General features: G+C 42.7%; 24 protein-coding genes and 1 pseudogene. 1 reads left to right on the plus strand and 24 read right to left on the minus strand.

What is annotated here, in order from left to right; genetic code table 11:
• Nucleotides 1-49: 49 nt before the first annotated feature.
• The 14 genes and pseudogenes from OSJ91_RS21280 to pruA all read right to left on the minus strand — a co-directional run bounded on the left by OSJ91_RS21280 (nt 50) and on the right by pruA (nt 14,205).
• Nucleotides 50-280: a YczF family membrane protein gene (locus OSJ91_RS21280; protein WP_350299845.1), complete on the minus strand. Its 231-nt coding sequence runs from the start codon at nt 278-280 to the stop codon at nt 50-52.
• A gap of 19 nt (nt 281-299) precedes the next feature.
• The gene (locus OSJ91_RS21285; protein ID WP_350299846.1) at nt 300-1,418 is read right to left on the minus strand and encodes a GerAB/ArcD/ProY family transporter; all 1,119 of its coding nucleotides are present in this window, start codon (nt 1,416-1,418) and stop codon (nt 300-302) included.
• 21 nt (nt 1,419-1,439) lie between these two features.
• Nucleotides 1,440-2,663 carry a Ger(x)C family spore germination protein gene (locus OSJ91_RS21290; protein WP_350299847.1) on the minus strand — a complete coding sequence of 408 codons (1,224 nt, stop codon included), beginning with the start codon at nt 2,661-2,663 and terminating at the stop codon, nt 1,440-1,442.
• Nucleotides 2,653-4,290, minus strand: a complete 1,638-nt coding sequence (locus OSJ91_RS21295) for a spore germination protein (RefSeq protein ID WP_350299848.1) — start codon at nt 4,288-4,290, stop codon at nt 2,653-2,655. The genes OSJ91_RS21290 and OSJ91_RS21295 overlap by 11 nt, the downstream gene beginning before the upstream one ends.
• Before the next feature lie 179 nt (nt 4,291-4,469).
• Nucleotides 4,470-5,081 (minus strand): DedA family protein, encoded by a 612-nt coding sequence (locus OSJ91_RS21300; RefSeq protein WP_350299849.1) that lies wholly within the window; start codon nt 5,079-5,081, stop codon nt 4,470-4,472.
• An 83-nt stretch (nt 5,082-5,164) separates the two neighbouring features.
• Nucleotides 5,165-5,815 (minus strand): phosphatase PAP2 family protein, encoded by a 651-nt coding sequence (locus tag OSJ91_RS21305; RefSeq protein WP_350299850.1) that lies wholly within the window; start codon nt 5,813-5,815, stop codon nt 5,165-5,167.
• 308 nt (nt 5,816-6,123) lie between these two features.
• On the minus strand, nt 6,124-7,359 hold the full coding sequence (locus OSJ91_RS21310; protein WP_350302924.1) for a cytochrome P450: 1,236 nt from the start codon (nt 7,357-7,359) through the stop codon (nt 6,124-6,126).
• Nucleotides 7,360-8,140: 781 nt separating this feature from the next.
• Entirely contained in the window at nt 8,141-8,320 is a 180-nt protein-coding gene (locus tag OSJ91_RS21315; RefSeq protein WP_350299851.1) for a DUF4083 domain-containing protein, read from the minus strand.
• Between the two features lie 124 nt (nt 8,321-8,444).
• A complete protein-coding gene (locus OSJ91_RS21320) occupies nt 8,445-9,116 on the minus strand; it encodes a DUF975 family protein (RefSeq protein ID WP_350299852.1) in 672 nt (223 codons plus the stop codon).
• Nucleotides 9,117-9,561: 445 nt separating this feature from the next.
• Nucleotides 9,562-9,735: pseudogene (locus OSJ91_RS21325) on the minus strand (amidohydrolase); the annotation flags it as partial.
• A 130-nt stretch (nt 9,736-9,865) separates the two neighbouring features.
• Nucleotides 9,866-10,120, minus strand: a complete 255-nt coding sequence (locus tag OSJ91_RS21330; protein ID WP_076364404.1) for a biotin/lipoyl attachment domain-containing protein — start codon at nt 10,118-10,120, stop codon at nt 9,866-9,868.
• A 37-nt stretch (nt 10,121-10,157) separates the two neighbouring features.
• Nucleotides 10,158-11,423 carry a Glu/Leu/Phe/Val family dehydrogenase gene (locus OSJ91_RS21335; protein WP_260358427.1) on the minus strand — a complete coding sequence of 422 codons (1,266 nt, stop codon included), beginning with the start codon at nt 11,421-11,423 and terminating at the stop codon, nt 10,158-10,160.
• A 22-nt stretch (nt 11,424-11,445) separates the two neighbouring features.
• A complete protein-coding gene (locus tag OSJ91_RS21340) occupies nt 11,446-12,639 on the minus strand; it encodes an ornithine--oxo-acid transaminase (RefSeq protein ID WP_034309472.1) in 1,194 nt (397 codons plus the stop codon).
• Between the two features lie 18 nt (nt 12,640-12,657).
• Nucleotides 12,658-14,205 carry an L-glutamate gamma-semialdehyde dehydrogenase gene (pruA, locus tag OSJ91_RS21345; RefSeq protein WP_413019409.1) on the minus strand — a complete coding sequence of 516 codons (1,548 nt, stop codon included), beginning with the start codon at nt 14,203-14,205 and terminating at the stop codon, nt 12,658-12,660.
• Nucleotides 14,206-14,589: 384 nt separating this feature from the next.
• On the opposite strand from pruA, the gene OSJ91_RS21350 reads away from it, so the two are divergent.
• Nucleotides 14,590-16,002: a sigma-54 interaction domain-containing protein gene (locus OSJ91_RS21350; protein ID WP_485890370.1), complete on the plus strand. Its 1,413-nt coding sequence runs from the start codon at nt 14,590-14,592 to the stop codon at nt 16,000-16,002.
• A 452-nt stretch (nt 16,003-16,454) separates the two neighbouring features.
• Here the strand turns inward: OSJ91_RS21350 and OSJ91_RS21355 are convergent, their stop codons facing one another.
• The 10 genes from OSJ91_RS21355 to nikA all read right to left on the minus strand — a co-directional run bounded on the left by OSJ91_RS21355 (nt 16,455) and on the right by nikA (nt 25,645).
• Nucleotides 16,455-17,141, minus strand: coding sequence for an FMN-dependent NADH-azoreductase (locus OSJ91_RS21355; protein WP_413019410.1), 687 nt, complete (start codon nt 17,139-17,141; stop codon nt 16,455-16,457).
• Between the two features lie 32 nt (nt 17,142-17,173).
• Entirely contained in the window at nt 17,174-18,022 is an 849-nt protein-coding gene (locus OSJ91_RS21360; RefSeq protein WP_413019411.1) for a VOC family protein, read from the minus strand.
• 4 nt (nt 18,023-18,026) lie between these two features.
• Nucleotides 18,027-18,431 (minus strand): DoxX family protein, encoded by a 405-nt coding sequence (locus OSJ91_RS21365; RefSeq protein WP_413019412.1) that lies wholly within the window; start codon nt 18,429-18,431, stop codon nt 18,027-18,029.
• A 138-nt stretch (nt 18,432-18,569) separates the two neighbouring features.
• On the minus strand, nt 18,570-19,388 hold the full coding sequence (locus OSJ91_RS21370) for a nicotianamine synthase family protein (protein WP_413019413.1): 819 nt from the start codon (nt 19,386-19,388) through the stop codon (nt 18,570-18,572).
• A complete protein-coding gene (locus OSJ91_RS21375; protein WP_413019414.1) occupies nt 19,366-20,703 on the minus strand; it encodes an MATE family efflux transporter in 1,338 nt (445 codons plus the stop codon). Before OSJ91_RS21375 ends, OSJ91_RS21370 begins: the two co-directional genes overlap by 23 nt.
• A gap of 73 nt (nt 20,704-20,776) precedes the next feature.
• Nucleotides 20,777-21,541: an ABC transporter ATP-binding protein gene (locus OSJ91_RS21380; protein ID WP_485890371.1), complete on the minus strand. Its 765-nt coding sequence runs from the start codon at nt 21,539-21,541 to the stop codon at nt 20,777-20,779.
• Nucleotides 21,538-22,335 (minus strand): ABC transporter ATP-binding protein, encoded by a 798-nt coding sequence (locus OSJ91_RS21385; RefSeq protein WP_485890372.1) that lies wholly within the window; start codon nt 22,333-22,335, stop codon nt 21,538-21,540. Before OSJ91_RS21385 ends, OSJ91_RS21380 begins: the two co-directional genes overlap by 4 nt.
• The gene (gene nikC / locus OSJ91_RS21390) at nt 22,332-23,171 is read right to left on the minus strand and encodes a nickel transporter permease (RefSeq protein ID WP_413019417.1); all 840 of its coding nucleotides are present in this window, start codon (nt 23,169-23,171) and stop codon (nt 22,332-22,334) included. The genes OSJ91_RS21385 and nikC overlap by 4 nt, the downstream gene beginning before the upstream one ends.
• Nucleotides 23,162-24,115 carry a nickel ABC transporter permease gene (gene nikB / locus OSJ91_RS21395; RefSeq protein WP_485890374.1) on the minus strand — a complete coding sequence of 318 codons (954 nt, stop codon included), beginning with the start codon at nt 24,113-24,115 and terminating at the stop codon, nt 23,162-23,164. The genes nikC and nikB overlap by 10 nt, the downstream gene beginning before the upstream one ends.
• Nucleotides 24,116-25,645 (minus strand): nickel ABC transporter substrate-binding protein, encoded by a 1,530-nt coding sequence (nikA, locus tag OSJ91_RS21400; RefSeq protein WP_485890375.1) that lies wholly within the window; start codon nt 25,643-25,645, stop codon nt 24,116-24,118.
• Nucleotides 25,646-25,736: the final 91 nt, after the last annotated feature.

Here is a 25,736-nt window from a genome sequence, read left to right on the forward strand (position 1 = left end):
CCCCTATTCGGAGTTCATCTCAATTTTTCAGCAACGGGAATTTGCACCATCATTGTTGTCCTTTGGTGTTGCCTTTCTTTTTTTTTCGATAAAAGAAGCTGAATACAAGGAATGCAAGAAGAATGAAAAAAAGGATAAGTTCAGCGGGGTCCTTCACCAAAAATGGGTTAAAGGCATGCTTGATTGAATTATCCAAATCAAATCCCAATAGAATATCCATACCTAAAGAAAAGGTCACTAAAGGGATCAGAAGCAAAAGCGTAATACCGAAGAATTTCATTTTTGATCAACTCCGCCTTTCAGGAACTTTTTTTGGTGCTTGTCTTCCTTTTTTTTCGATTCTTAAAAAAGGCAATGACCAAGAGAAGCAACGGAATGATCACCTGAAATGGCAGATGGATGTAATTTGGTACGGCATCTAGCCCTTCATGGATATGTTCCGTATAGCTGCTTGACATAATAATTGAAATCAATAAAATGACGATGCCAACAGGGTATGCAAGTCTGGAGGGCTGTTTAACATTGAAAACATTCGCCGTACCCGTTACCGCTACATAAGTAAATACACATATCTTGATGAACCCGCCAATCATCAACAAAAACAAGAAGTACACATCGAGACGTTCAAGAAAGCCAGCGACCTCTATTGACTGAATAAGGGTAAGAAGAGGGTATTGCGAACGTGTCGTAAGGTCCACACCAAGTACAGCAATATTCACAGCCATTATTATCGCGAGAAAAATACCGCTTGTCGCCAAGCTCCCTATCCCAATTTTTTTCAGTCGCTGAGGTTCATTCAAATAAGGAAAAATCATTAAAAACACTATGATCTCGCCAAATGGAAAAAATACGGTTTTAGTGAAACCCATTTTCACCATCTCTGTCCCGCCCATTTCAAAAATGGGTTTTAAGTTGTTTAAATGGATCATGCCGGAAGCAATAATCAGAAGCATGAAGGTCATTAAAAGTAAATTCTCTAAGACAAAGAATAGTTCCCCCGTCCTCGTCAATACTTCTATCCCTTTACGGACCGTATACACCACGACTAAAATGAATGCAGCGTTCGCAACAAATAACGGAATATGAGGATAGGCAAAAGTAAGCAGCGTATCTCCGAAATCCCTCAGCACCCTTGCAGAAAGATAGATGAAATAAAGGATGTATAGAAAAGCTACGATCCTGCCTAGAAAATTCCCTAATATATGTTTTACAAACTCTGTTAACAGCTGCTCAGGGTAGTATTGAAAAAGGCCATAATAAATGAAAAATAATAAAAATCCGCCTATCATCGCAATAAGGATGACTAGCCAAGCAGCCTGCTTGGCTTCACCTGCAAGCGGAACCAAAAGTGCACTGCCCATTTCAAACAGGAAAATAAGGACGAACAGCTGGTAACCGCTGATTTTTGCCTTTTCCATGAGGATGCCACTTCCTTTCCATTATTGATCTTTCTTTTTTAAATTTGAAAGAAATGGCTTATTACGTAATCCGGTACGGCGAATGAAAGTTTCTACCTGCACATCAACTTCCAGTTTAGGAAAAGTATCGTCGTCCCAGTTTTTCTCTAGTTTCTTCCATTCTTTCGGATGGGATTCGTGCATGAGCTCCCCAAAGCCAAAAATATCGGATTTATTTTTTTGTGCCCGAACGATCGCATCTTCCATCTCCTTCTTCAATTCTTTCGCTAACTTATTTTCAATATCTATCAGAACATGCATATCGGTTAGATTCAAAGGAACATTCACCTCCCGGATATCTCCCTCTGCACGGACCTTTATCGATATTTTCGGTTTGCCGTTTACCAATTTTACCCCGACGTTGGTTTTTTGCCGAATAACTGAATAGGTGATTGCGTCTTTTTTACCCTCCCAATCAAGGTTTAAATGGGTATTTTCGATCCTATCCAATACCCACATTGATCCTATTGCCTTATCACCATCCAGCCAGTCAATCAATTTTCCATCTTTAAAAACACCAATTCCCGCTGCATTAGGGTTTGCCTCAATATCCGAAGACATGGTATTCTCCATTTTATCCTCTTTACCTGTGTTGCCTTTCACGGTAAAACCGCTTATTATTGGTTCTTTTCCGGTACTAAGCAGATTCTTGATCACCTCTTGGAGATTGATGCTAATACTTTTCCCCTGGATTTTTTCAGTGATTTCAATCGTCCTAATGACTTTTTCAGCAGATACCTTATCGATTGCAGTTAACGTTTCGACAATATCCCTTGCTTTCACACCCCGGGCAATCACAATCCTCGTAGTTGCCCTGAATTCCGGTGAGCGCTCAAATGCATCGAAAATATCGTTGAGGCCCTCTTCTTTTGCTAGTTCTTCACCGATGACAATCAGGTTGGCATGGGCAAAATACATATCTCGGGAGATTTTCGTTGAAGCGATACTATCAAGTTCAAGCACATTATTTGCGGTGGCCCTATAAATGGATATCGGTGGATTTGTTCCGCCGCCGCCCTGAAGAGCTCCCGCTACATTGCTTGGATTAATGATTTGGAACGTTCCCACTAACTTTCCTTCTTTATTTCTATCGAGTCCAACTGCCGAGACAATGGCCATTTCGTTTAACTCTGTTTTATCCCAACAGCCGGTGGTGAATATGGAACAGATCAATATCAAGAAAAGAATTAGCTTTTTACGATTCATTGCCTTCACCTTTTTTCTCGTCAGCAGTTTTCATTCCACGCGATTCAGGAGGCAGGGGTCTTTGATTTTCGCCTTCCCTTATCAGATTATTTTCGTTGGTTAAAAATTTTGGCCTTTCCTTAAAGGCCCACATAGGTCTTCTGAAGAATGTGTCGCCCAACCCTTCCGGATGCAGAGGGGCGAGCGGTGTCATATAAGGAACTCCAAGTGAACGCAAGCTGCATAAATGGACAATAAGGACGATAAAGGCTAAAATCATCCCATAAAAACCTAAAGTGCCGGCACAAATGATGAATCCGAACCGCACAATGCGGGCAGATATGGCTATGGAATAAGAAGGAGTTGCAAAACTGGCAATCGCCGTGATCGAGACGATGATGACCATTGCCGGCGATACGATACCAGCCTGGACAGCCGCCTGCCCGATGACCAATGCTCCGACAATGGACATCGTCGAACCAACGGCCTTTGGCATCCGAAGACTTGCTTCCCGTAATATTTCAAAGGTCATTTCCATAAGAAGCGCTTCAACGACGGCAGGCAAAGGAACCGTTTCCCTTTGAGCCGCTACAATGACCAGCAGCTTAGTTGGAATCATTTCCTGATGAAAAGTCGTGGCTGCAACATAGACAGCCGGCCCGACTATCGAGATGATGAAAACGATGATTCGTAAAAAACGTGTCGCTGAAGCAATGTCAAAGCGATTATAGTAGTCTTCGACAGATTGAAAAAACTGTACGAATATTGCCGGGGCCACCAAGACGAAAGGCGTTCCATTAACGAATATCGCCACTCTTCCTTCCAGAAGGTTTCCTGCGACCATATCCGGTCTTTCTGTATGGTTAAGGGTTGGGAATGGGGTCATGACCTGGTCTTCTATCAATTGTTCAATATATCCTGATTCAAGAATGCTATCGATGTTAATTCGATTTAAGCGCTTCTTGACCTCCTCGACGATCCCTTCTTTAACGATTCCATTTATATACATGATGGAAACGTCCGTTTTTGTCACCGTGCCTATTTTCATCGACTCTATCCATAAATCCGGGGTATTGATGATCCGGCGTAACATGGCAATGTTCGTTCCAATCGATTCCGTAAACCCTTCTCTTGATCCCCGGACAGTCAAATGCGTGCTTGGTTCCTGAATCGAGCGCCGCTCTCCCCCTTTTGTACTGGCAACCAGGGCTATGTTGATACCATCAACAAAAATGATGCTGTCCCCTGATAATAAGGATAAAAATAGTTTTTCCCAGTCCGTGACCGTTTCTACACCACCGAGGGAAACCACGTCCTCAGAGATTACATCCAACGCTTCTTGTGGAAGTATTTTTTCTGATAGATGAGGATTTTTCATGATTGATTCAATTAAAAAGTCCGTAACGCTTGGATTATCAATCAGACCCTGCACATACAAAATAGTCGTTTTAATCTCTGGATTTTGACCGATTTTCAGCGTTCGGATAATGATGTCGGGACTGTTTCCCGTTTTTTTCTTCACTTTTTCCAGATTAGCCGATATGGAACTTTCAATATAATCAGGCGTTTTACTTTTGGATTGACTTTCATCTTCCTTTTTCTTTTCACGTTGCTTCGCTTGTCTCTTTTGTTTGAAAAAAGAAGCCATAGCACCGAACCTCATTCCTTTTTCGTTTCACTCATTTTGTCCAAAGCACTCCCCCTTTATTCCGGGTTCATCCTTCTTCCTTCCATAAGAAAAAGGCTGTCGCAATGACAGCCTTTTGTGGTCATATTCGGTTTGGGAATGAAGTGCCGATGATAACGGCCCAATCAACTAAACTGAAATTATACTTTGCCTTTATTCCTTCTAAAAATCAAAACAACGAAAGCAATCAATAGCAAGGCCAATATTGCATATACGATGTTTGAATAAATGTCCATGTACCCTACAATATCTTCCCACGAAGATCCAACAGCTGCCCCGATATTCACCAAGATGATGTTCCAAATTAATGTTCCGGATGTTGTGTAAAGCAGGAAGAGCCAAAAGCTCATATGGGACATCCCTGCAGGAATCGAGATCAAGCTTCTGATCAGCGGAACCAGTCTGCAGAAAAACACGGTCCATGACCCGTACTTATCAAACCAAGAATTCGCCTTATGGACGTCCGACACCGTTAACCGAAAAATATGGCCCCATCTTTCCACGAACCTTTCAATGACCTTCACATCAAGAAGTAAACCAATTCCATAAAGGACGACTGCCCCTGCCACTGACCCAATAGTCGCAGCGATCACTACACCGATAATCGTCATATCCGCTGTTGTCGTCATGAAACCGCCAAAAGTAAGAATGACCTCAGACGGGATCGGCGGGAAAATATTTTCCAATGCTATTAATAGAAAGATTCCTATATACCCAAAATCATTCATGAATTCCGTAATCCAGTTTTCCATTTAATACGCTCCTAACTTTCTTGAATCAACAGCTGACTTGTTACCCGCCGGCTGCTTATCTTGCAATAATCTTACTTTCTTTATTAACGATCTTTGTTCTTCCGGCGGTCTTGATACCTTTGAAAAAACCAAATGGCAATCGCGATCCAACAACCACCCGCCAAATATCCGGCAATGATATCACTAGGATAATGGACCCCCAAGTATATACGGCTAATACCTATCGAGAGAATCATCATCATGCTGATCAGAATCAATAGAATCCTTGCCCATCTAGCCGTAATGTGACGCCAAAGCAAAAATGTAAGAATACCGTATAAAGAAAATGCATTCATGGCATGTCCACTAGGGAAACTGTACCCCCCTATTTCGATGAGTCGATGTAAATCGGGCCGGGCGCGTTGAAACAATAGCTTAACCATCAAATTGAGAAGAGGTGAACCAACCATGACTGCAGTGAATAAGACCAGTTCCAAACGATGCTTCAAAACCCTATATAAGAAAAACAAAATAATCAAGGATAGGATGATCAGGGAAACGGTTGAACCTATGTAGGTAAAGAACTTCATGATGTCAGTCAGAAGAGGCGACTCCCATCCCTGCACCAAGGAAATCACATCTTCATCAAATTTCAGGTATTCATTTGCACTTATGGTAAATGCCATGAAACTGAACCCGATTAAAGAAAGTACACTTACTATAAAGGCAATGGTTAATTGCTGCTTTAATTTCATAATAACATCCTTTCACTTATTTAAAACCGATTCATATGGAAATTTCTATTTTATCATATCTTCTTCATTGCATGGTGAGTGTAATCGCCCGCCAACCGAATTCAGGAATTTGCCTGGGCACAAAATTTCCTACTTTATCATACTACTCCATTCTTCATTGTCACCTCAACTTCAGGTTACTATAAGATTTCCTGACGACTTCAGGAACATCAATTCGATTTAACGGGTGCCATTCAACATGTATGCCATGCGTCCCTACTAAAAAGAAAAAAACCTTATGCAGGTTAGTGCACAAGGTTTTTCTTTTATTAAATGCGGCTTGCCTTAAGCGGTAGTGATGTCAAAGTTTGCCCGGTCGCTGAATCGGTAAGATTCTCTTCTAACTGGAACGATGGCACCGCTTCAATATGCTTGAATTTCTTCAGGAAGGCAGTAAGCGCAATCTTCGCTTCCAGCCTGGCTAGCGGCGCTCCCAGGCAGAAATGGGGGCCATTTCCGAAGGTTAGATGTTTCTTATTGTTAGGGCGGTGGATATTAAGGGTGAAGGCGTCTTCAAACATCTCTTCGTCCAAATTAGCTGCACTCATCCAAACAACCACGTTATCCCCTTCTTTCAATTCCACTCCCAATATATCGTTATCTTCCTTTACGGTGCGATCCAATTTAATAAGATTGAATCGGAAACGAAGCATTTCTTCGACCGCCTGCGGAACTAAATCCAGGTTTTCATGTAACTCTTGATAAACATCTTTGTCATCATATAGCAGGGAATAAAAGCTATTGGCCAGTAAATGACTTGTTGTCTCGACCCCCGCTCCTAAAATCAGCATGGTCGTCCGGACAACCTCATCATCCGTAAACATTTCCCCATCCACTTCTGACTTCAATAGATCTGAAATGATATCATCTGCCGGGTTTAATCGTTTTTGCACAACAATCGGATACAAATACTGATAGTATTCTTTTGCTGCCACTTGCTTTAATTCATTTACTTCTTCTTGTTTTTCTCTATCAAAAGGAAGAAATAAGATATCCACCCATTTCTTAAACAATAAACGATCTTTCGAGGGAACGCCCATTAAATCCGACATGACAATGATCGGAAGCGGACTCGCCAATGATTGCACAATATCGATTTCCGTTTCCTCATCCATTTGTCCAATCAACTCATCTGTAATTTCCTGAATGCGAGGTTCCCAGTTTTGAAGACTTCTAGGTGTGAATGCTGCGGCCAGCAGTGAACGGCGTTTTCTATGCTCAGGTGGATCCGCTTCAGTGATTTTGATTTTATCAGGCACAGAGCCTTCATCACTATCCGTTCCTACCGATATGGTAGTCCGTTTCCGTACACTTGAAAAATGTTTATAATCACTGAGAACCCGCTTCACATCTTCATATTTAAAAACATTCCACGTATCCGTTCCTTCGTGATAACTCACCGGGTCATTTTCTAACATCCGTTTACACCAAGCGTACGGACTAAATTCCTCCGTCCGTGTTTTAAACCTAGTAATTTCTTTTACTGCAATAACTTCTTTCATGATACCGACTCCTCCCACTTCTTAAAAGTTACCTAACAAAAGGATCGAATGTTCAGCATTACCATCTCAGTCGATTTGTTAAAGGGTCGAGCATTCCTGATAGACTTTTTCACCAAATCCTTAAATACACATCTATTCCATTATAGGGTAAAATCCCGCAACAAACCATGCATCTTCCATACCAGCAGCCCTACACGAAATTTGCCCCACAATCCCAACAACCCTATGTAAAACTGCTTATTTTTTACAATTCCCTTTCTTTTTCTATTTTTTTATGTCTCTCAATTGAAGCTTAAAATCCAATCCTCATTTTCAAATTTGGTGAAAGTCCTTTTCACTAAGTTATTTCAGTATAAATTATTTTACGTAATTTTCCACTCCAGGCACTCGCTTTCCGCGGGCGGTCCGGGAGCCTCCTCGGCGCTCTTTGCGCCTGCGGGGTCTCCCTTGGCCACGCTTTTCCCGCAGGAGTTTCGTACCTTCCGTTCCAATCAACTGGAACGTTTTCAAATTAAATAACTGCAGGCAACATACGGTTGGTTATACTCCATGATTTTTTTACTCTTTCATATGGAATGATATTCTTACTGGATTGAAGAAATTTGCGACACTCCTGCCGAGTAACTGGCTAGCCAAGACCCCACAGCAGCTTGCGGTGAGGAGGCTTGGCAGACAGTCGGCGGAAAGGGAGCGGAAATCAAGCTGGAACGTTTAAATAAAAAAACTGCAGGCAACTCGCTTTTCTTCGAGTTTGTCTACAGTCTGAACGGCTGCACTGTAGCCGTCAATTTTTGCCCCTTTTAATCAGTTCATGCAAATCATCCATTTTCTTTTCCATGATATCCAGTCTGGTTTTACGGTCCTTGATGGAACGGAAAAGGGATACGGTCCCAACGATGATTAGGATTAGAAATACAAGGCAAAACAATTGGTATACCAGATCCGCAATATTATACCCACTCACTATGTAATCCCCCTAAATGGCATTCTCAATATTCTATTATACACCAGGCAAAATGAACAATTTAACCTTTTTAAGGGGAATCGGGAATAAAAAAACCGATAGCCAGTTGCTATCGGTTGATCTTTTATACTTCTAATTGTTGATCGTCATCTTGAGGCACGATTAATTCATTATAAAATGCAGCCATTGTTGTTCCTGCATAAGGAATCAACCATAGTAAACCAATTCCCAGCGTGAACATGCAAAGGATGCCCCATCCGATGAAGCTTAGGTGCATGAGGAAATACTTCCATTTCAAACCCTTCATCCTTTTTCTGCTTTCTGTAATGCCTTCAAGCACCGTGTATTCAGGATGATCCTTCAATAAGAAAAACAGCTGCGAATAGGCGATGCCTTTAATGATACCCGGAATGATTAATAATAATGACCATAAAAAAATGAAAATACCTTGTAAGATGGATGCACCAATTAGCTTGAAAGAGGTTTTTCCTTCTTTATAGATAGCAAATACTTCTGGAATATCAGGGTTTCCTTCCCTAACCAAATTCAGGTAGAACCAAGTGGTTGAAATGGTAAGCGGGATTAAGGCGATGGTTAAGACGAGGCCGAAGATATCAGACCATATCGGTGTTTCTTCCTGCATGAGCCATTGTGAAAACCCACCGCTTCCGATCACTTCGACAATTAAAGGCAAAATGATGTTGATCAAGAACAGAAGCAACATCAGCGATACAGTTACTCCCCATTTACCTCCCAACGACTGAAGGGCTTTCCTTTTTAATTCTGAGATTCTCATACTCCTATTTAACTCCCCTTTTTTAAACAGCGGAATTCTGAATATTCACCATTTTATTGTAAAATCTGGTTGAATTAAGAAAAACCACTATTTTTTTGATGTTTAATTCTCATATTGTATTTTAACATAATATTTCTTGCCGTGGGCTTAATTTCCTAGAAAGCACAAACGATAAATCGTTTTCGAGCAACCATGTTCAACTCCTTTCTGGCCTTGGTTATTGGCTTGTAACAGTTTATGAAAGCGAATATGACAATATGCCATCAATCATTCTCAGTGCCACAAACCATTTAATTCCTTTCATTTGAAAAAACCTTCGCGTAACATACCCTTTAGCGTACGGTCAGCGAAGGTGCTTTCAAATATCTTGGGTAATGTACTCTCTAGTTCTTTTTTCCTTCCCGGCAAGGATTTCTAATGTCTCCAGTGATTTGCCCCTTGGATTCTATCCTAAAATCTTACGAACACCATGGATAAAAATATTAACACCGTATTCCATGGCATCTTCGTCAAAAGTAAAACGCGGATGATGGTGGGGATAGGTGATTCCCTTTTCCTTATTCCCAGCTCCTATCAAGAAATAATTGCTAGGTGCCTTCTGTTGGAACGCTGAAAAATCTCAGCTCCCATCGTTTTTTCTTTTCAAACTTTTTCCTGGCTTTGTCATCACCATATAAATGATCACAACAAAAAAAGAGCATCCCAAAGCAGAAATCGCTTCCGCCTTTGGAACACCCTTTTTCCTATAATCAATCAGAGCCAGTTATAACAAAATCGTCTTGGAGCAAAGCTAAAGGAAGCTTTCTATTTATAGGATCCCCTGCCGAAACATTAATTTCAGTAATGTGACCACTGGCACCTATTGAAACATCAATCAATTTCCCATCCTCCGTTTTCACTAAAAAGAGCCTCTCCCATTCATAAACATAGGAATTCTTTTGAACGTAAACTTGTTCGACGGTCCCATCCTGAGCACACTCGATGGTATGAATCGGTTTTAACACGGAATCACTCCTCCACTCTCCATTATTTGACTAAAGCTTACACCCAGCCACGGAATATCGAGGCTTCCGCCATTTTTCTGACACCCACCATATATGCTGCCAGCCTCATATCCACTTTTCTTGTCTCGGACATTTCATATACTTGATTAAATGAATTGACCAATAACTCTTTTAATTTGGTTTGGACTTCTGCATCTTCCCAATAATAACCTTGATTATTTTGAACCCATTCAAAGTAAGAAACTGTCACACCGCCTGAACTTGCCAATACATCAGGTACGAGAAGCACATTGCGTTCCGTCAAGATCTTGGTTGCCTCCAAAGTGGTAGGTCCATTCGCTGCCTCCACGACAATTTGGGCTTTGATAAGATGTGCATTTTCTTTGGTGATTTGATTGGAAATGGCAGCAGGCACTAAAATGTCACAATCTTGTTCCAGAAGTTCCTGATTGGTGATTGTATTATCGAATAGTGTCGTTACCGTTCCAAAGCTATCCCTTTTATCAAGTAAGTAATCGATATCCAGACCATCCGGTTTATAGATGGCACCATATGCGTCCGATATGCCAATCACTTTCGCACCAGCATCATGCATGAATTTGGCCAAAAAGCTTCCTGCGTTCCCAAACCCTTGGACGATGATGCGTGCACCTTTCAATTCTATGCCCTTACGCTTTGCCGCTTCCTCGATACAGATGGTGACACCTTGTGCCGTCGCCTTTTCCCTACCGTGTGAACCACCCAGTACCAGTGGCTTGCCTGTAATGAAACCAGGCGAATCGTGTTCTCTTATTCTACTGTATTCGTCCATCATCCATGCCATGATTTGTGAATTCGTATAAACATCCGGGGCCGGAATATCTTTAGTCGGCCCCACTATTTGGCTGATTGCCCGAACGTATCCACGGCTAAGCCTTTCCAATTCACCGATGGACATTTGGCGCGGATCACAGATGATGCCGCCTTTTCCTCCGCCATATGGCAGATTCACGATTCCGCATTTCAAACTCATCCACATTGAAAGTGCCTTGACTTCTTCCTCATCGACTTCAGGATGAAAACGGATTCCACCTTTCGTCGGACCGACAGCATCGTTGTGCTGTGCACGGTATCCAGTGAAAATCTTCGTCGAATTGTCATCCATCTTGATTGGAATGCGGACGGTCAGCATCCGAAGAGGTTCCTTCAAAAGCTCGAACACTTCTTCAGAATAGCCAAGCTTATCCAGCGCCTCCTTGATTACGACCTGTGTTGAATCAAGCAAGCTGGCAGTTTCTTTTTCTTCTTTGACTGTTGTACTCAATGGAATTCACCTCATAGGTATATTAGGATAAAACTTTTTTAATGCGTTCGATTGCCCAATCCAAGTCTTCTTTTGTAATCACTAATGGCGGAGCAAAACGGATAACTGTATCATGTGTTTCTTTACATAGCAATTTTTCTTCTTTAAGCTGCTCACAATAAGGTCTTGCTGCTTCCGTTAATTCGACTCCGATGAATAAGCCTCGGCCACGGATATCTTTAATCATTGGATTCTTGATTTCTTTTAAACTATCCATAAAGTATTGTCCAAGCTCCAATGAACGTTCAGCTAGCTTCTCTTCTTCAAGGACTTCCAATGAAGCGATGGAAACCGCACATGCCAATGGATTGCCGCCGAATGTAGAACCATGGGAACCAGGATTGAATACGCCAAGGATTTCACGGTTTGCAGCTACGCAAGAGATTGGGAAAACCCCGCCGCCCAGCGCTTTACCTAAAATGTACATATCCGGAACTACTCCATCCCAGTCAGAGGCGAACATTTTTCCTGAACGTCCAAGTCCTGACTGAATTTCATCAGAAACGAATAGGACATTATTTTCTTTACACAAGTCGTAAGCTTCTTTTAAGAATCCTTGTGGCGGTATGATGATTCCCGCTTCACCTTGAATCGGTTCGATTAAAAATCCAGCCGTTTGCGGTGTAATCGCTTCTTTCAATGCATCAAGGTCGCCGTAAGGGATAAGCTTGATCCCTGGCAGCATCGGTCCAAAGCCCCTTCTATATTCATCATCGGATGACAAGGACACGGCTGCCATCGTCCGGCCATGGAAGTTCCCGATACATGCAATGATTTCAGCTTGGTTTTCTGCGATTCCCTTAACATCATAACCCCAGCGTCTAACAGCTTTAATTGCAGTTTCAACAGCTTCAGCACCTGTATTCATAGGCAGTGCCATGTCTTTTTGCGTAATGCGTGAAACCATTTCATACCATGGTCCTAATTTATCACTATGGAATGCACGGGATGTCAATGTTACGCGATCTGCTTGTTTTTTTAATTCGTCGATGATTTTCGGATGCCTGTGGCCTTGGTTCACTGCTGAATAGGCACTAAGCATATCCATATATTTGTTGCCTTCAGGATCTTCCACCCAAACTCCTTCTGCCTTCGAAATGACGATTGGAAGTGGATTATAATTGTTTGCACCATATTGTTCTGTTTGCTCGATTAATTTTTCCGTTAATGTTGTCATGTTGATTCCCCCTAAAATTTATAGCGTTTCAGATGTTGTTTTACCTTGAAGATGAAGAACTAAATAATCAGGACCGCCCGCTTTTGAATCTGTACCTGACATATTGAATCCGCCAAATGGCTGGTATCCTACAATGGCACCGGTACAGCCGCGATTGAAGTACAAGTTACCTACGTGGAAATCCTCACGCGCTTGTTCGATATGTTCAATGTTGTTAGAGATGACCGCACCCGTTAATCCATAATCCGTGTTATTGGCAATCTCGATTGCATGATTGAAATCTTTTGCCTTACAGAATGCAACAACTGGTCCGAAAATTTCTTCTTTCATGACACGTGCATTCTCATCCACATCGGCAATGATAGTTGGCTGGATGAAGAAACCTTTTGAATTGTCTCCTTCTCCCCCTGTAACAATTTTCCCTTCTTCTTTACCGATTTCAACGTAGCTCATGACTTTGTCGTAAGCTGCTTGATCGATAACCGGACCCATGAAGTTGTTTAGGTCTGTTGGTTCCCCGACTGTTTTTTCTTTCGTTAATTCAATGGCACGATTCAAGACTTGGTCATATACATCTTCCACTATTACGGCACGTGAACAAGCAGAACATTTTTGACCGGAGAATCCGAATGCAGAAGCGACGATTGATTGTGCCGCCAATTCCAGATCAGCCTCTTTATCAACAACGATCGTATCTTTACCGCCCATTTCAGCGATGACACGTTTTAACCAGATTTGGCCTTCATGAACTTTTGCCGCACGCTCATAAATACGGATTCCAACATCACGAGATCCGGTAAAGCTGATGAAACGTGTACGAGGATGATCTACCAAATAATCGCCAACCTCGGCACCGCTTCCTGGAATGAAGTTCACAACTCCTGCAGGCATGCCCGCTTCTTCCAGCACTTCGATGAATTTAGCTGCAATGACCGGTGTTGTACTGGCCGGTTTCAATAAGACCGTATTTCCTGAAACAAGAGCTGCCGTCGTCATGCCTGCCATGATCGCAAACGGGAAGTTCCAAGGTGAGATGATGACACCGACACCAAGCGGAATATAATTGAAAGCATTGTGTTCAATCGGACGGCTTTCCACTGGCATGCCGTCTTTAAGCTTCAGCATTTGACGTGCATAGTATTCCATGAAGTCGATCGCTTCCGCTGTATCTGCATCCGCTTCATTCCAAGGCTTTCCTGCTTCTTTTACCAATAGAGCCGAGAAATAGTGTTTTCTTCTCCGTACGATGGCTGCAGCCCTGAATAAAATATTTGCACGCACTTCCGCTTTCGTTTTTCTCCAAGTTTGGAATGTCTTATCTGCCGCTTGCATCGCTTGCTCAGCAAGATCCTTATTCGCTTTGGATACCATTCCAATAACTTCTTCTTTATTTGCTGGGTTTACAGAGGTAATGACTTCATCAGTAAACACTTTTTCACCATTAATGATCAGCGGATATTTCTTCCCTAAATCATTAGCTACATCATTCAATGCCGCTTGAAAAGCTTTATTGTTTTCTTCGATTTTAAAATTAGTAAATGGTTCGTGTTTATATGTTTGGACCATTATAGCTCATCTCCCTAAAATTTTATGTTTTTTTCTTCACCCTTACTTAACAAGCAAGTTCCGTGCCAACTTTTCATTTTCTTGAAAAAATAATGATATTTCATTAAATATGCAATGAAATTCAGCACTTTAAGGGCAAAATTGACATAGTATGCCATTATTTTTTGCTCTAATCCCTATTTATGTCGCTTAAACCTTACACTTTTAATTAATGCAAGATTCATGCCAACTATAAAAAACATAAAAAACAGCGTTTTTCCACTTTTTCCGCAAAATATTTTTGCACTTCGATGCAAAATAATCTTGCTATGCAAATTTTATTTGCGCCTTTACTTCAATTCCTCTACAATAGCTCTAAGAAAAGAAGAAAAATGGGAGGCATTCATGAATTTAGATCAAATCATTAAAATAGATGGTTTCCAATCCATCCTCTATTCGCTTGTGGATGTAATCGATACAGGGATACATATAATCGATATAAAAGGACGGACCATTGTATATAACAAGAAAATGGCAGAAATTGAAGGAATGGATTCAGAAGAAGTGTTAGGGAAGAAGATTCACGAAATCTTTAAATTCAAGGAAGAAACGGAGAGTACATTAATAAGGGCACTTCATTCGGGTAAGACAACCGAGAACTCGAAGCAGACCTACTTCAATAATCTTGGTCAGGAAATTACAACAATCAATAATACGTTTCCGATTTTGGATCAAAAGCAAAATATCATCGGAGCAATTGAAGTTGCAAAGGATATAACGAATCTGGAAAGAATCATTAAAGATAATATCTTAAATAAGGGCAATACCAAATATACGTTTGACAGCATCATCGGAACGAGTGAAAATTTCCTGGAAGTCATAGAAAAGAGCAAGCGCTCGACCAGAACGGCATCCTCCATCCTCATCGTCGGGGAAACGGGCACAGGAAAAGAGCTCTTCGCCCAAAGCATCCATAATGGCAGCAGCCGTTCGACACATCCTTTCATAAGCCAAAACTGTGCTGCCCTGCCGGATAGTCTAATTGAGGGAATACTCTTCGGCACAAAGAAAGGCGCCTTCACCGGATCGATTGAAAGGCCTGGATTATTCGAACAGGCACAGGGCGGTACCATCCTGTTAGATGAAATCAACTCATTAAACCCGAACATGCAAGCGAAATTATTACGGGCCCTTCAAGAAAGGACGATTCGCCGTGTTGGGGATACAAAGGATAAAAAAATTGATGTTAGGGTCATTGCAACGATAAATGAAGATCCGATAGATGCCATTGCAAATGATCATTTACGCAAGGATTTATACTACCGATTAAGTGTCGTTTCGTTATTCATCCCGCCTCTTCGTGAACGGAAAGAGGATATTCCTTTGCTGGCGCAATCCTTCATCGAGAAATTCAATGCGCTGTTCGAATTGAATATAGAAGGGATCAGCGAAGAGGTCTACTCGCTTTTTTATGATTACGACTGGCCCGGGAACGTAAGGGAACTTGAACATATCATTGAGGGGGCCATGAATTTAATGGAACCTGGCGATACAAAGATTGCCATCACCCACCTTCCAGCTCTATTTAGGAAGAAAGCCCATTTGGAAGACATTCGTCCCGATAGAAAAGAAAATCATGAAAATGGAGATTTACAGGAGTCGACCTTATCTCTTGATGATTATATCGCCCATACTGAAAAGCAATACTTGGAGAAGATTTTAAAGGAACATGGGATGAATATCTCCAAAGCAGCCAAGGCCCTGAATATTAGCCGCCAAAGTCTTCAATACCGCTTGAAAAAGTATCAGGTCAAATAACACAAAAAAGGCCCCCATTATTATGGAGGGCCTTTAGTTTATCGGCGGAAAGGGAGCGGGTTTAATGCGTATACCCTAAAATAAATGCCCAAATTCCGAATAGTGAGGTGAAGGTCGAATAAATGGATCACGGTCGAATTAAGTGCCGTGTAGGTCGAATAAATGCATCAACGGTCGAATTAAGTGCCGTGTAGGTCGAATAAATGCATCAACGGTCGAATTAAGTGCCATGTAGGTCGAATAAATGCACCAACGGTCGAATTAAGTGCCGTGTAGGTCGAATAAATGCACCAACGGTCGAATTAAGTGCCGTGTAGGTCGAATAAATGCGTGAACGGCCGAATAATGCCGTGTAGATCAAGGCAAACTCACTTTCTACGAATTTGTCTACAGTCTGAAGGCCCTCATTGATAATGAGGGCCTTTTTTGCTTCTATTCATTTCACTTCGCAATCAGAATGCTTCAGCCGCTTTTACAACGTTTTCCAAACCATCCGCGACGATTTTTTGTGTCCGATCCGGATACTGATTATGGCCTTCAATGACCACGACATCCGGATTGTTAATTCCCCATAGGCCAATGATATTTTTCACTAAATTCACGGCCATTTCAGCAGAAGCCATTCCTTCTAATGCATAATCAGAACCGCGGGCATTCAAGAGCATGACTTTTTTATCACCAGCATACCCGACAGGACCTTCCGCCGTGTAATTGAACATTTTACCTGCTTGTGCCAAATAGGAAAGATATGTGATAAGCGGCGCAGGAACCGTTGAGTTCCAGAGAGGGAAAGCGAATACCACTTTATCCATCGCCAGGAATTGATTTAAATATGTGTCAACCAGTTCGGCCGCCTTTTCCTCTTCGGCTGTCAGTTCAAGACCTTGGTTACGTTTATACAAACCGGTAATTGCCGTATTTCCATAGTAAGGAAGCTCTTCTTTAAATAAATCCAGCTCTGTCACTTCATCTGTACGGTGTGTCTCTTTATATGCTTGTAAGAAGGTGTCATACATTTTCGAGCTGATTGCCTGTTCTGCAGGACGATCGTTCACTTTTACGAATAATACTTTTGTCATTTTTCCATTCTCCCCTGCAGCGGTTTCTTTATTTCTAAATAATCTACTTAAGAATCCCATTATCCTCTCACCATTGCTTTCTGCTTTATAATTTAGACGACTAAATGAATCTCATTGCCTGATGGATCTGTTACAGCGAAAAACCCTTCTTTTTCCGTGACGACTGCCCCGATTCCTTTCAGTTGTTCCGTTACTTTTTTTCTCGCTTCTTCGTCTGCAAAAACGAGAGTATACCAGTTTAGCCCCACACTATTTTCCTTAGGAGCAGGGGCGCCAACGCCATTCCAAGTGTTTAACCCGATGTGATGATGATATCCACCGGTTGAAGTAAAGAGCGCTCCTCCATATCGATTCACGACGCTAAACCCAAGACCTTGCATGTAAAACTCCTCCGTTTTACGTAAATCTGCTACATGCAGATGTATATGCCCCATTAAGGTACCTGCAGGCAGTTCGCTCCACTCACCATCGCTTTCTTTCAGAAGGTCATCCCCATCCAGCGGATCCGTGCCCATTGCGACTTCCCCTCCGGCCCATCTCCAATCAGTGGATGGCCGGTCATAGTATACTTCAATGCCATTGCCATCCGGATCGGTAATGTACAGCGCTTCACTCACTTCATGATCAGCCGCTCCAAATGGATATTTCGTTTGAAGTAAATGGCGTAAAAAAATCGATAAGTCGGCTCGGCTTGGCAGTAAAAGGGCAAAGTGATATAAGCCCGTCGTCCGCCCTTCTTTCGGAATCACATCAGCAGGCTGCTCAAGTGTCAGCAACGGGGTTTTACCGTCTGTCGTCAAAACGGCTTGCCGATCGGTTTTCTTCAATACTTTAAGACCGATGATTTCTTGATAAAACAGAATGGCCTTATTCAAATCCAAAACATTTATACTGACTTCGCCAACAAAGGTAATTGGTTTTTGATGAAAATTTTTATCCATATTGTCACTTCCCTTTTTTATTGAAAATCACATGATCCAAAGAAAGAACCGTGCGGTTTGCACACGCTAGATAGACAGACATGGCAAGCAGTGCCAAGTCCAGTTCGTAGCCCGCCGCTTGCCCGTTCCCAAGAAAACCAGCAGGTAATTTAGCCGTGAAAATCGCCCCCGCCATAATGACCGCAAATAGGACGGAAACGATTCGTGTTCCCAAACCCAGTATAACCGCAAGTCCTCCGATCAATTCGATTACTGCAACGATGTACGCCATGAAGCCAGGAATGCCAAGGCTATCGAAAAATCCCGCCGTATTTCCTATTCCCCCTTGAAACTTTGAAACGCCGTGAATGAAAAAAGTAAAACCTAAAATCACCCTTAAAAAAACTTGGGCTGCAGCATTTTTATTCATGTATGAACTCTCCTTTTGTTGGTTACTTTATGTTAGTAATTATATTTTCATAAGCTTATATTGTCAAGTAAGTTTATTGGAATTTCTTTTTTCCCTAAATAAAAACGAATTGCCGAAGCAACTCGTTATATGGTGTCACTATTTAAATGTGTAATAAATGGTTGAATTGATGATGAAAGAATCCGCGATCGTTCTCCCGACTTCCTCACATGCCACTTTACTGAATTTTGTTGCATCAACGGGCTCATATAATAATTGATGAATGCCGTCCACCGACCGTATTGCGACAGTTGCGTAAGGGTTTGTCTGAAATATCCGTTCCAGAATTTCTTCTTTATTAGGAACCAGGCTGGCAATCCATACAAGATCGAACTCCGTGTAGTCATGAAGAGCGCCATCATTCAAGATATAGTCTGAATTCCCTTCGTTATCCAGTTCTTGGACGATGCGCCGGCCAAGTGAATGGGCTTGTTCATCTATATCGAGACATGTCATTTTCGCACCCAACTCCCGTTGAAGCAGCAAAGGACTTAATGGGAGAGGACCCGTCCCTACAAATGCAAATGATTGAATATCATTTTTCACCTTTTTCAATTCATTGATTTCCGTTTGAATCAGTTCTTTGTAGTTATCCCAATAAATGAAAGAACGGAAGTCATCCAGGGAGTTCACACAGCCAACAAATAATTTGGCATAATGATCCTCCATCAATGTTTCAGCAATCTTCAGCTTATCAAGCATGGTATCCCGAATCGATCGGATATCATCATGGTTGAGAATTTCTTCTGCCATATGCTGGTCTAACGGTTTCGAAATCATCGAAACCAATTCGGTTAAAACGCGATTGATGATTTCGTTATTTGGTGATAAATCATCTTCTTCTAGTAAAATTTTATAAGTATCCATATATGTATGAATGATTTTTTCCTGGTTTCTAGACCATTTGATCGTTTTCAAGGCGCACACTCCTATTAGGAAATAATTTTTTGCTTAACCGTGGTATATACAATGCCAAAAATACCGAACGTCCTAGGCTGAATACAGTAAAGGCCAGCCATAATGCATGGTTTTGATAGGCCGGCAGAAAAATATAAAGTGTTATCACAAAGGCAATCAAGGAATAGATCATCGAGTTACGAATCGGGGCAGCTTCTGTTGCCCCAGTAAAAACACCGTAGAAAACGATGCCTACACTGGCCGATAGAGGAAACAAAATAAGCCAGATCCCATAAATGTTTGCCAGTTCAATGACACTTGGTATCCGTGTGAAAAGCGATAGGATGGCATCACCGCATAAATAGTAAGTGACAGCAATCATCAGGGAGGATAGAACACCCCACTGCAACGACAGGATCAGGGTCTTCTTATATAAGCGCTTATCTCTCGCACCAATCGCCTTTCCAACAAGAATGCTTGAAGCATTTGCGAGCCCGTCAAAGAAGTAAGCCATCATATAGTGAATTTGGATGAGTACGGCATTCGCCGCCAATATCTCCGTCCCATATGCGGCACCCTTTGCCGTGAAGATATTAAAAACTGCCAATAGGCAAAGCGTCCTGATGAATAAATCCCGATTCACCGACATCATTTTCTTGATGGATGACGGATCGAACATCTCTTTCAAAGGGGGCATTTCCATCCGATGGGGCGACACCTTCACAATAATGATCATTCCAATGAAAAAGGCCGTCACTTCCGAAAGGAGGGTTGCTATCGCTACCCCTGGCACACCCCATTGGAATCCATGGACAAATAACAAATCCAGGGCAATGTTCATCAGGTTCATGAACACCTGTAAAACTAGCGAAACCTTGATCTTGGACATCCCCATCAGCCATCCCAATATGACGTAATTCATCAAAGTGAATGGGATTCCCCATATTCGAATGCTGAAGTATTCAGCCGCATATCTTCGAACGTCAGCATCGGGATTCATCAATGTTAAGGAAACATGTTCAATAGGCCCCTGAAGTAGGATGAAACCTCCCCCTGCAACAATCGCCAGTATAAACGGCCTTAAAAAGGCTAAAATGCCTTGCTTCCCGTCGTTTGCCCCAAGTGCTTGTGCAGCAAATCCCGAAGTGCTCACCCGCAAAAAACCAAACAGCCAATACAAGGTATTGAAAATAACCGTTCCAATAGCTACGCCGCCCAAATAAGCAGGGTTTGGCAACTGCCCCACAACAGCGGTGTCCACCGCACCGATCAATGGCGTCGTTATCGTCGATATGGTCAGAGGAATGGCCAAGGCCAAATATGATCGATGGTTCACCTTACACTTCCTCCTTAAGTATCAAACTAAATCGAAATCATCACGATTTAAAACTCAAATAAACACAACTTCATTATTCAAACATCGAAATCAGTTCTTTTGTGTATGAATGGCGATCGCTGCAAAAAAGCTGTTCTTTTTCGAAAGAATCCACAATTTCACCCCCTTTCATCACCATGATCCGTTGGCTCATCTCCTGTACAGCCGATAGATCATGAGAAATAAAAAGGTAAGAAATGTCCAAAGTCTCCCGCAGCCCGCCTAACAATTTCAGAACCGCCGCTTGAGACAGAACGTCCAGGCTTGAAGCCGGTTCATCCAATATAATGAGGGCCGGTTCAATGCTGATTGCACGCGCAATGGTCACCCGCTGCTTTTGTCCGCCGCTAAGCTCATGCGGGTAACGTTCAGCAAAACTCCTTGGAAGCTCCACAGTTTCCAGCAGCTGTCCGATAAAGTTCGCTTCACTTGTATACGTAAAATATTTCAGATTTACCTGGCTGCCAAATTGAAGATATGGATCCATTAGTGAATCTTTTATCCTTAGTTTTGGATTCAAAGCCGATGCAGGATTCTGCAAAACAGCTTGGATGTTCTTGCGATACGGTTTTAAACTGCGTTCGCTTTTGTTTTGCAGCGCCGTTCCTTCAAATAGGATGCTGCCCTGGTCAAAAGATTCAACCTGAAGGATGAGTCTTGCCAATGTGCTTTTTCCGCAGCCGCTCTCTCCCACTAACCCGAGGCATTCCTTCCTTTCGATGCTGAAATTCACGTTCCTTAGTATTTCCACTCCGTTTTCATAGCTTTTATGGATATTTCGCACGTCTAATAAACTCATCCTGACACTCCTTCAAGCTTAAATGGAATTCTGCTCAATGATGGCGATGATTGAATCAGTTCATTCGTATAAGCGTGCTGCGGATGATTCAATACCTGATTTTTATCACCGGTCTCAATGATGGCCCCGTCTTTCATGACCGCAATGCGATCCGCATACTTCCTGACATGGCGTAAATCGTGGGTAATGAACAAGATCGCACATCCGGTTTCTTTTTGGAGCCTTGATAACAGCTGTAAGACCTTAAAGGAAGATACACTGTCCAAGGCTGTGGTCGGTTCATCCGCTATCAATATATCCGGCTCAAGCAGCAGGGCTATTGAAATGGATACGCGTTGAAGCTGCCCGCCGCTTAATTGAAAAGGGTATCTGCTGTAGATATCTTCATTCAGGCCCACCGAAATGAGCGCCTTGACCGCTTGCTTGCGCCTCTCGTTTTTGGAAAGGTTCAAATGTGTTCGCTGATATTCGTCGAAATGTTGACCGATGGTAAGGAACGGTGTAAATGAACCCTGGTAATCTTGAAAAATATAAGCCAGGCGCTTTCCGCAAATCTTCCTGATTTCTGTGGAAGATAGCGTCAATAAATTCTTATCCCCGTACCATATTTCCCCCTTCGCTTGGAGATTGGGTGCAAGCAGCTGACATATTGCCATGGCCGTCATGCTTTTGCCGCTCCCGCTTTGTCCGACAAGTGCGAACCACTCACCCTCCTGCACATCTAATGAAAGATCCTTGACGATATGATTTTGCTTCCCCATGATATGCAGATGCCTCACGGATAAAATGCTCATGATCCCACCTCCTTTTTCACATCAAATGCATCGCGCAAATAATCACCGAGTATGTTGGATAGAAGGACGACGAATACGATGGCGAGCCCTGGGTATATCATCAGCAACATATTGGATTGAAAGTATGGACGGGCATCATTCAGCATGGCTCCCCACTCCGGTGCCGGCGGCTGCGCCCCGAGCCCGATATATGATAAGGAAGATATGAGCAAAATGATTTTTCCTAAATCGAGGCTAGAAAGGACAAGCACATTCCCGATAAGGTGCGGAAATAGATGCTTCCGCATGATCCCAAATGAACTTAATCCATTGATTTTAGCAACTGTGACATAATCCTTCTGACGTTCGGTGATAACCGTACTTCGCACAAGCCGGGCATAATTCACCCATTTCACTAAAACGATCGCCAATAGGAGATTTTCGATTCCTGGTCCTAATAAACCACTAAGCACAATGGCAACGATCGTATCAGGGAATGCGAGAAACGCGTCTGCAATGCGCATGAAAATCCGATCGATCAGTCCTCCTTTAAAACCGGCAATCACCCCGAACGGGACGCCGATGATAACCGCGGCAAACAGAGATAAGAGACCATAGCCAACAGTCAGCTGTGCGCCAAGCAGAAGACGTGTCAATACATCACGCCCTAGATGATCCGTCCCTAACGGATGTTCCATGCTTGCCGGCCATAGCCTTTCTCCCAAATTGACCAGTGCCGGATCATGTTTCAGAATAAGAAAGGTGTAAGCCGCAACGGCAAGGACTGTAGCCATCACCGTAAAAAGGACGGTCATTCTCCAGCGCCTTTTGGATTTTTTTTTGATAACTAACTCCATTTTCCATGCTTCCTTTCCTTCAGTCTTAGCTCCGGATTTAAATAGCGATAAGATAAATCCACGGCACTATTAACCATGAATACAATGATGGCCATGACCAACAGGTACCCTTGGATGACTGGATAATCCCGTGACCGAATCGAGTCCACGACCATCTTACCTATGCCTGGATAGGCAAAAATCACTTCGATCACCACTACACCGCCGATCAGGCTGCCAAGGCTGACACCGAATACGGTAATGACCGGGGGCAAGCTATAACGAAATGCGTGGGCAAAGAATATTCGTATTTCTGATATCCCCCTAGATCGGGCAGCCCTGATGAAATCATGACTGAGGGAATCTATTAAACTCGAACGCAGCAAACGCACGTACACACTTGTGATGGCCAACCCCAGCGTGACCGACGGCAAAATCAAAGAACGAAATCCGTCCCTGCCCATCGTTGGAAGGGCTCCCCATCGTACGGCAAATAAATCTATCAAGAGCAGCCCCAGCCAAAAGCTAGGAATGGCTGCCCCCAATAAAGAAACGGCACGGCTTACCTGATCAATCCAGCTTCCCCTATACAAGGCAGCAAGCGAACCTAATGGAATGGCTATACCAAGCATGACAAGCAATGCGCCAACCGCCAGCTCAAGTGTTGCAGGCAGCCCGCTCATGACCATTTCCATCACAGGCTGATTCGTCAGATAGGAATGCCCGAAATCCAATTGGATAAAGTCCGCAAACCAATCGCAATACTGCACTAACAGCGGATCATTGAACCCCAATTCTTCACGAAGCTCATTGACTTGCTCGTTTGTGACCGACACATCATCCACTTGAAGTATCGAGAGAACCGGGTCCCCTGGAGCAAGCCGAACAAAAAGGAAAGAGATGAATGTAATCACAAGGACAAAAATCACGACCTCAATGAATCGCCGGACTAAGATGCGAAACATTCACTTCACATCCAGTTCATTCGTCAGCATGTAGTATTCGCTTCTTGAAGTGATCCAGTTTTCAACTTTATCGGCATCATAAGCAACAAGTGTATTCGGATGTAAAATGAATGAATTATACACCTGTTCATCCACATACATCGCAATCTCCTCAGCTAAATCCGAGCGCTTCTCCTGTCCGACCGTTACATTCAGCTCATCAATCAGGGACGTCAGGTAATCATCATCGGCCCCACTGAAGTTCAATGCTCCCTTTGGATGATAAGTAGCATTTAAATAATAACCGGCATCCCCGCGCGGAGCCGTTAAATTACTGTAGGTCGTTAAATCCCAATCGCGATTGGCAGACATATACTCTTCAGGGATTTCTATTTGCTTGATTTTCACATCAATCCCCAACTGGCCGGCATCCGATTGAAAAACTTGGGCAATTAACGGCAGGTCGGCACGTGAACTGTATGTAAGAAGTGTAAACGTTAACGGTTTGCCGTCTTTTTGCATGACACCATCCACTTTCTTATATCCCGCCTGATCAAGAAACCCCTTAGCAGCTTCCATTCCATTCTCTTTTTTCGGATAGTCCGGAGCAAAAGAGAATGTGGATGGAAATGGCCCTGTTGCCACTTCTGCATGACCATGTAAAATCGTATCCGCAATGGATGATCGGTCGATCAAGGCATCTATCGCCTTTCGGACGTGTATGTCCTGCAATGCTTTACGTTCCAAATTCATCGTCATTTGATGAACACGGAAAGTGGATGTCGATTCAACCTTCACACCATCTATCGCCTTAAAATTTTCCAGGCTTTCCACTTCCGGACGGAAAACAATATCGGCGTCACCCGATTCAAGGGCAAGAGACCGTGCATTGGCATCTTCATTAAACGAAAACCTGGCGCTCTCAAGCTTTGCGGCTCCATCCCAGTAAGACTCATAACGTATTAAATCAACAGCCGTACCTGGTATGAATTTCGAAACGGCAAATGGCCCTGTTCCTATCGGCTTGTTTATATAGTCACTTTCCTTCACGTCAATAATCGATGTATTTGGATGAACCAATTCAGAAGGAAACTCAGGAAAAGGAACCTCCGTCTTAATCGTTAGCGCATTTCCGTCCGCTTCAATCGATTCAATGCGCAAGGCATTCTTGATCGCCGGACTATCATTCATCGCCCTCTCCAACGAAGCCTTCACCGCTTTGCCATCCATCGGCTTTCCATTCTGAAACGTCACACCCTCCCTTAACTCAAAATTCCATAATTGACCATCCTTGCTATCCCAGCTTTTGGCCAGCCAAGGTTCGATCGTCAAATCCTCATCATTGAGATGCACTAATGTCTCAGTGATGCCAGCCCTTAGTGACACATAACTAGTATCAACATTCGGATCAAGCGAGCTAGTCGCAAAATTAAAAAGCAAGTTCACTTCCTTCTTCCCTCCCAATTGATCTTTCGCAGACTCGGTGGAACAAGCAGTCAAAAGTAAGAATGCTAGACATACAATAAAAATCGATCTACATTTTCTGAACACGATTTATTTCCCCCATTACCTCAACTATTTTTAATGGCTGCCGTAAAATCGTATTGATTACGATTTAGATTCCAGCTTTACCATCATGACA

Source organism: Bacillus sp. T-10(2022) (assembly GCF_056502895.1).

What these genes read in the sequence shown, in the direction of transcription:
- OSJ91_RS21320 (WP_350299852.1), bottom strand. Translation starts at nt 9,116, where the DNA reads ATGAGAATCTCAGAATTAAAAAGGAAAGCCCTTCAGTCGTTGGGAGGT.
- OSJ91_RS21300 (WP_350299849.1), bottom strand. Translation starts at nt 5,081, where the DNA reads ATGGAAAACTGGATTACGGAATTCATGAATGATTTTGGGTATATAGGA.
- OSJ91_RS21280 (WP_350299845.1), bottom strand. Translation starts at nt 280, where the DNA reads ATGAAATTCTTCGGTATTACGCTTTTGCTTCTGATCCCTTTAGTGACC.
- OSJ91_RS21360 (WP_413019411.1), bottom strand. Translation starts at nt 18,022, where the DNA reads ATGGATAAAAATTTTCATCAAAAACCAATTACCTTTGTTGGCGAAGTC.
- OSJ91_RS21305 (WP_350299850.1), bottom strand. Translation starts at nt 5,815, where the DNA reads ATGAAATTAAAGCAGCAATTAACCATTGCCTTTATAGTAAGTGTACTT.
- OSJ91_RS21365 (WP_413019412.1), bottom strand. Translation starts at nt 18,431, where the DNA reads ATGAATAAAAATGCTGCAGCCCAAGTTTTTTTAAGGGTGATTTTAGGT.
- pruA (WP_413019409.1), bottom strand. Translation starts at nt 14,205, where the DNA reads ATGGTCCAAACATATAAACACGAACCATTTACTAATTTTAAAATCGAA.
- OSJ91_RS21290 (WP_350299847.1), bottom strand. Translation starts at nt 2,663, where the DNA reads ATGAATCGTAAAAAGCTAATTCTTTTCTTGATATTGATCTGTTCCATA.
- OSJ91_RS21295 (WP_350299848.1), bottom strand. Translation starts at nt 4,290, where the DNA reads ATGGCTTCTTTTTTCAAACAAAAGAGACAAGCGAAGCAACGTGAAAAG.
- nikC (WP_413019417.1), bottom strand. Translation starts at nt 23,171, where the DNA reads ATGGAGTTAGTTATCAAAAAAAAATCCAAAAGGCGCTGGAGAATGACC.
- nikB (WP_485890374.1), bottom strand. Translation starts at nt 24,115, where the DNA reads ATGTTTCGCATCTTAGTCCGGCGATTCATTGAGGTCGTGATTTTTGTC.
- OSJ91_RS21340 (WP_034309472.1), bottom strand. Translation starts at nt 12,639, where the DNA reads ATGACAACATTAACGGAAAAATTAATCGAGCAAACAGAACAATATGGT.
- OSJ91_RS21380 (WP_485890371.1), bottom strand. Translation starts at nt 21,541, where the DNA reads ATGAGTTTATTAGACGTGCGAAATATCCATAAAAGCTATGAAAACGGA.
- OSJ91_RS21350 (WP_485890370.1), top strand. Translation starts at nt 14,590, where the DNA reads ATGAATTTAGATCAAATCATTAAAATAGATGGTTTCCAATCCATCCTC.
- OSJ91_RS21285 (WP_350299846.1), bottom strand. Translation starts at nt 1,418, where the DNA reads ATGGAAAAGGCAAAAATCAGCGGTTACCAGCTGTTCGTCCTTATTTTC.
- OSJ91_RS21355 (WP_413019410.1), bottom strand. Translation starts at nt 17,141, where the DNA reads ATGGGATTCTTAAGTAGATTATTTAGAAATAAAGAAACCGCTGCAGGG.
- OSJ91_RS21385 (WP_485890372.1), bottom strand. Translation starts at nt 22,335, where the DNA reads ATGAGCATTTTATCCGTGAGGCATCTGCATATCATGGGGAAGCAAAAT.